Annotated in this window: 2 protein-coding genes; both read right to left on the bottom strand. The window is 35.0% G+C overall.

The window, feature by feature from the left end:
• Positions 1-5,883: MucBP domain-containing protein (locus HMPREF2597_RS09735; RefSeq protein WP_256337096.1), on the bottom strand; the 5,883-nt coding region annotated here is incomplete at its 3' end.
• Positions 5,884-6,149: 266 nt separating this feature from the next.
• The gene (locus HMPREF2597_RS09730) at positions 6,150-7,466 is read right to left on the bottom strand and encodes an ISL3 family transposase (RefSeq protein WP_002479474.1); all 1,317 of its coding nucleotides are present in this window, start codon (positions 7,464-7,466) and stop codon (positions 6,150-6,152) included.
• Positions 7,467-7,630 lie beyond the last annotated feature (164 nt).

Below are 7,630 nucleotides of genomic sequence, written 5' to 3'. Positions count from 1 at the left end.
GATGCCATCTGCCGTTGTTGTTTGACCTGTGTACTGCCATCTATCTCCGATAATACCTGGTGGTTCGTGTTTACCTTCTGTTGTTTCTTGCACCTCATTATCTTTGCCATCCACATAACGTGTTATTTCTAATTGTACTGGCGTTTCTTGCGGTGCATCGTTCGGGATTGCTGATTGGATGCGTTCATATACATACGTTGTGATGCCATCTTTTTCTGTGACTTTTCCTGTATATTGCCATCTGTCACCAATAATGCCAGGCGGTTGATGTTTACCTTCTGTTGTTTCTTGTACTTCGTTTCCTTCTGGGTCCACATAGCGTGTTACTTCTAATTGTACCGGTATCTCTTGCGGTGGATTATTTGGTATTTCTGACTGAATACGTTCATAAACATATGTTATGATGCCATCTTTTTCTGTGACTTTTCCTGTATACTGCCATTTATCTCCAATAATGCCAGGCGGTTGGTGCGTGCCTTCTTCTGTTTCTTGAACTTCATTTCCATCAGTATCCACATAGCGTGTCACTTCTAATTGCACCGGTGTCTCTTGCGGTGCTTCATTTGGTATCTCTGATTGTATACGTTCATACACATGCGTCGTAATGCCATCTGCCGTTGTTGTTTGACCTGTATATTGCCATTTGTCTCCGATAATACTTGGTGGTTGATGCGTGCCTTCTTCTGTTTCTTGCACTTCATTACCTTCACTATCCACATAGCGTGTCACTTCTAATTGCACCGGTGTCTCTTGCGGTGCTTCATTTGGTATCTCTGATTGTATACGTTCATACACATATGTTGTGATGCCATCTGCCGTTGTTGTTTGACCTGTATATTGCCATTTGTCTCCGATAATACCTGGCGCATCATGTGTGCCTTCTTCCGTTTCTTGCACTTCATTACCTTCGCCATCTACATAGCGTGTTACTTCTAATTCTACCGGTGTCTCTTGCGGTGCCTCGTTTGGTATTTCTGACTGGATACGTTGATACACATGTGTTGTAATACCATTTTCTGCTGCTGTTTGACCTGTGTACTGCCACTTATCTGCGATAATACCTGGTGCGTCATGTGTGCCTTCTTCCGTTTCTTGCACTTCATTACCTTCGCCATCCACATAACGTGTTACTTCTAACGCGACTGGCGTCTCTTGTGGTGCCTCGTTTGGTATTTCCGATTGTATACGTTCATACACATGCGTCGTAATGCCAGATTCTGTTGTTGTTTGACCCGTATATTGCCATTTGTCTCCGATAATACCTGGTGGTTGATGCGTGCCTTCTTCTGTCTCTTGAACTTCGTTGCCATCACTATCCACATAACGTGTTACTTCTAACGCGACTGGCGTCTCTTGTGGTGCCTCATTCGGTATTTCTGACTGGATGCGTTCATATACATGTGTCGTAATACCATTTTCTGCTGCTGTTTGGCCTGTATATTGCCATTTATCTCCGATAATACCTGGTGCGTCATGCGTGCCTTCTTCTGTTTCTTGCACCTCATTACCTTCACTATCCACATAACGCGTTACTTCTAATTCTACCGGCGTCTCTTGTGGTGCCTCGTTCGGTATTTCTGATTGAATGCGTTGATATATATGTGTCGTAATACCATTTTCTGCTGCTGTTTGACCTGTGTACTGCCACTTATCTGCGATAATACCTGGTGCGTCATGTGTGCCTTCTTCCGTTTCTTGCACTTCATTACCTTCGCCATCCACATAACGTGTTACTTCTAACGCGACTGGTGTCTCTTGTGGTGCTTCATTCGGTATTTCTGACTGGATACGTTGATATACATGTGTTGTAATACCATTTTCTGCTGCTGTTTGGCCTGTATATTGCCATTTATCTCCGATAATACCTGGTGCGTCATGCGTGCCCTCTTCCGTTTCCTGCACTTCATTACCTTCACTATCCACGTAACGTGTTACTTCTAACGCAACTGGCGTTTCTTGCGGCGCGTCGTTCGGTATCTGTTCATAAGTTGTAATCGGTTCGTATACATAGTGAACTTCTATTGTCTGCTTACCTACAACTGTTCCAGATTGATTTTCTGGTGTCGAAATTAAATGATAACTTATTGTCTTTTTAACTTTACCGTCATCAGTTGTTTCAAAGGTTACGCGATCTGGAATTGTTGCTGGTGTAGCTGTATATTCTGTTCCTTCAATTTGACTATTTACAACTGTTACTAGCGGACTTAACACTTCTCCATCCGTTGTTTTATAGTCGGCTATCACACTACCTTCAAATACTTCTACGTATATTAAATTAACAATTTTAGTTTGACCTTTAGCATAATGACCCGTTGTAGGATCAAGTTGATTATCAACCCTAACAAATTTATAGTGTCGATTTAGTCTATCAATCATTTGAGGCACACTAACATTATACTCCGTATTCTTTTTACCTTTTGATGTCAGTGAATTTTGAATTGTATTCCCTGATTCATTAGTATACTTAACCACTAAGTCTCCACGGTTATCTTCTGTTTCAAGCTCAACTTTATTCCCTGAAAGCCATGTATTATCCAAACCTTTAGTAAAGATTTGAGAATGCGCTTTTGTTAAAATAGGTGCATCCTCTGGCACAGTAACACGCATATTTGTTTGGAAACTTTGTCCATTTGTTAAAACAAGGGGTTCATCAAAAACATATTTAACTGCCGTAACTTTTGTTAAATCTGTTGGATTAGAATTGTACACACCATTACGTACATCCGTGTCTGTTGTATAAACAACATGATATTTTTCAGTGTCAGGAATTAACGCCGTTAAATTCGTTTTAATATTGTCTTTCGGAATGGTCACAATGATTTCTTTAATAATTCCTTCACTGTTAGTAAAGTTGGCCGTATTTGTTTGTAAATTCACACTTTCTCCTAAGTTAACATCAACCTGAGATTTATCAAAACTGTTCGACGCATCTTTACCAATAGTTAATGTAGAAGCATATTCCTTAGCTAATGCAATTTTAAATGGCACATCAATAACTGAGACAAACTTTTTATTACCACTTAAATCTTCTGTAATTACATCAGATAATTCAAGATTATTATGACTTAAAGATTGTTCTTCAGTAGGACGCACAATTTCCGAATTTTCATCCCATATCGTAGCATATCTAATTGAATAAGTTCCCGTTGGTAACGTACCTCTATTATAAATATCAAAAGTGATTTCTGGCGTATTCTGAGTGATTGAACTTCGTTCTGTAATGGAATTCTTTACCGACTGATTCCACTTATATCCTTCAGGTGCTTCATAAATATATAACGTTCTACCGCTATTTTTATAATTTTTTATCACTTTAATTGGATTTAAGACAGGGCGGTTTTTTAGAACATTCGATGGCGTAGTTTCATATAATGAAGGATTCCAAACTGTTGATGTACGTATTAATTCATTATTCGTCCATACACGCACATTACCTATTGCCGTGTCATCAGGCGCACTTAATGATAAATAGACATGATTAATATGATCTAATTTATCAACGCTAATATCAGAACTATTATCTAATGGATCCGTACTTAAATATTTCATATAATCTTTAGTGTCTGCTTTGACAATGACATTAGCTTTTTCATTATAGTTTAATACATTTCCTAAACCTGAATTTGTATTTCTTACATCAACATCTGTTAAAGTGTGTTTAAATGCATCCTTAGTATGAATATACGAATATGCTGGTTGTAACTCATTACCTGTCAATACCCTTGTTGGAACGGAACTAGCAGCTTGTAACGTATTTTCTGCTACTTGATTAATAATAATTCCATTTTGCATTTGGGTCACATCATCATCTTTTGCAGCTGTTTCCCAACGCTGATCATCTACTGCATATGTGATATCTGCCTCCCAACCATAAATGTCCTTTTCTGCTTCACTATCTGGTGAAACCGTATCTCTAATAATTGGTGTTTGGAGTATTAAATGATTATATTTTTTATCTCCCAATCCATAGGTATTATTTGTATTGTTGATTGACGTCCATTCGTTTAATTTTGTAGTAGATCCATCAGCATTTACACCGTATAAAATAAATGGTGCTTTTAATACTATTCCTTTATCTGCATTTTTATCACTTGAACCGTTATTATAATTTATTCTAGGTAATGAAAGCTTAAAGGTAGTAAAGTAATCGCCTTCTTGCCCTGATGGTAATTGTATTGAATGCATGTAAGTAGGTGCATATTTATTCGATTGGTCTCTATCATATATATATTTTTGCACACGGAATACTTCATTTTTGTGATCTGCTTTTGAAAACAAATGTGAAGGCTCTTGCAGTCGGAAATTCATAAAATAAACATTACTTGTTGCTGTACCAGCCTCATTAATCATCTTAAACTTAATTCCCTCTGGATCAGGTACATTTTGAATATAATCTTGTCCATTTGGAAGTCGGCCTATCGTTTGCCAATCTAAGTTTACTTTAATAAAGCCGTCAGTTTTAAATTTTGCTAATAATTCTGGTGTTAATGCAGATTTTTTCAATTTTAATACTGGTGTATAACCATTATAAGGTAAAATATCACCCTCATTAAGATGGAGATGAATGCCTGATTCATCTTGTGTCCAAAATCTATTGCCTTTAGCATCTGGATCAAGTTCTAACCAACTTGGAATATTTAAAATATTATATTTAAAATCAGTATAACGTGAATAATAATGTGGTGATACTGCATCATCACGATTTTCTAAAAACCAATTATCTCTTGGCAGTGGCACCTGATAGCGATAGTTATCCGTTTTCTCAGAAATTGTCCCATCTTCTTTGATAACTCCAATCGTAGGTGATTGTGCAGCCGCTGATTTTCGTGTAATTCTCCAAATAGACGTCGGTTTTTCTTGCCCTCGATCTATGTATAAACCACCTTTTATATGATCAAATGTTGCATTAACTTGTTTAGTATCAACAAGCGTATCTCCCTGATACATTTTCATTGTTGAAGTAACAACATCACCTTCACCTGGTCCCGTCCAAATCATCCCGCCAATAACTTGACTGATATTGATTTGACCTGCTGATGTACCAGAAAGTGGTCTTAAATCAAATTGATAGCGCCATGTCTCATTATCAGATAAATTTGTCTTGTTAGTCACAAATTCCGATTTTGAAAATGTTGGTTCTGAAATTATAAATTTTTTAGGTGCTTCGTAAACCAGCTTGCCATTATCAATTGTGCCATGCCCTGATGCTGAATAAGAAAATGACGTACTTGTTACACGTCTGTTAGACACGATATCTGATGTTAAATTATAGCGTCTTTCATTACTATTTGTGCCGCTAAATACGAATTCCCCTACTAATTGCTTGTCATCAGTACCCACGTCACGTTTAACGCGTTTTTTCGGTCTTTCTGAAGTAGATTGTGATGATAGTTGATTTCTATCAACTTGATTTAAAGCAGTAGATGTCTTAGTAGCATCACTCGAAGTTACAACTTCAGATTGTGCTGATGTATTATTTTTATCTATAGCACTAGGCGTTTTTTTAGTAGTTTCTTCTTTTGAAGCAACATTATCTTGTTGCTGTACATTTTCATGTGTTGTCTTTGTATCCTTTAACACATCAGATGTTCCTACGTCTGTTACTTTATTTTTATTAACATTATTTGACTTTTCTTTGTCTTGAGCAAGATTTAATGATTTATCCTGTTGTTCTTGCGAAATACCATCGCTATATTCTTTATTAACAACTTTTTGTGTATTATCATCACTTTTTATCTCTGCAGTATGTGCTTCAGAATTAGCTCCAAAAATGACAGATGCTCCTATTAAAATTGATGTAATTCCTACTGAAAATTTTCTTATGGAGTATTTATTTTGAACATTCGAGAAATAATCCTTTTGTTTGCTTTTCTTCCTTTTCAATGGGTTCTCTCTCCTTAATTGAAATTATTAAGAGACCCCTTATATCTATCTCGGACTCATACACTATAATAATAATACGTTGCAAAACATTTTACAATATTAATGCTTTAAAAAAATAATTGTATGTGATTGTTTTATAATTCATAGCTAAAAAATTCTTAAGCGTATCAGCTTCAATCGATTTCTCTTCGCAAAGCCGTTATTTGTCGACTTGTTTTTCAATTTGTTTCTACGTCAAATAGGACTGGTAGATTTAAAGGTAGATATTAAGCAATTTCAAGTTGCTTAATATCTTTTTTATGTATTGGAGCGAATAATCTTGAACTAATAATAATTCTATTTCGTAAATTATCATAATTTCTATAACCAAATGAAACTCTTTTTATTAGCTTAATTTTATTATTGATTCCTTCAATTGGACCGTTGGTCAAATTAGAATAATTGATAGTATTTTCAATGAGAGGTGCTAATTTTCTTAATGTCCTAATTACAGGACGAAGTTTCATACTAATTTCAGAAAGATTAATTGAAAATAAAACGTCAATCAGCTTTTCAACCCGGTTTTCTTTTAATAGTCTCCTCAATTCATGAACATAGAGATATGTATTAAATAATTGAGAATCAAAAGTTAATAAATAGTCTATAATTCCTTTCTCAGTTTTCCATTCTTTAAATAAACGCACTTTTTTATAATTAAATATTTCGAGTGATTCGCGAAGTTTTAGGAACAATTTCCAAAAGGCTTTGTATTTATTATAAAGAGGTCTATGAGTGTTTCTAAACTGATTCATAATACTTACTCTCGACATATTAAGTGCTCTGTTTAAGGATTGAACAATATGAAAACGATCTAAGATTATCTTAGCTTTTGGAAATAATTCCTTTATCAAAGACATATAAGGTGTATACATATCAATAGTTACAGTTTTCACACTTTGTCTTAACTTCAATGAGTACCGATAGAAGTGTTTTTTTAATGAATTTAGTTTGCGATCAGCAACGGCATCTACGATGCGGTGTGAAATAGCATCTGCATAGATGAAACTCATTTTTCCAGTTACATATTTAACACTCTTGAACTCATCCATCATTAAGTGTTCGGGTAGTGCATTAAATGAAGAATGGTAAACTTGACTAGCCCCTTTATTAATAATTCGAGTGACAGTCATTGAAGATACTAAACAGGATTTGGCGATAGATTTTTGTGAACGATAATCTTGTGCTTTATCCAAAACTGCAAGTTTTGTAGTATTAGAAATAAAACAGTAATTGTCCACAATCTCTGACTTAGCAGTAAAGTAACTATCACAGTTTTTACAATAAAAACGTTGTTTTTTTAACTTTAAATAAGCGGGTCTTTCCATAATTCTAAGGAGAGTAATCGTTGAAAATTTTTTACCGTTTTTAATAATAGAATAATTTTCATTTTTAGCTAAGCAATTGTCGCAATGAGAAGGCTTGTACGTCAGAGTTGTGTAAAAGAATAAGCTCTTATGACCTTTATATTTATCTTCTGTAATAGTTTCAGAAATAATAATATTTTTATCTTTAATTCTTAGCATGGTTAATGTAGACTTATACATAGGCGCATTACCTTTCTTTTTATTTTGTTTGGTCGCTAATAATTATAGAGGTAATTGCGCTATTTTTATATTCAAAATTTAAAAATCGAACTAGTGATTTAAATCACCAGTTCGATTTATTATAGAACCTTCAATTTTTGGCATAAAAAAAGAGACCTCTCGGT

The organism is Staphylococcus sp. HMSC063A07 (genome assembly GCF_001836955.1).
Classification (GTDB): domain Bacteria; phylum Bacillota; class Bacilli; order Staphylococcales; family Staphylococcaceae; genus Staphylococcus; species Staphylococcus lugdunensis.
This window is presented reverse-complemented; position numbering and strand designations above follow the sequence as displayed.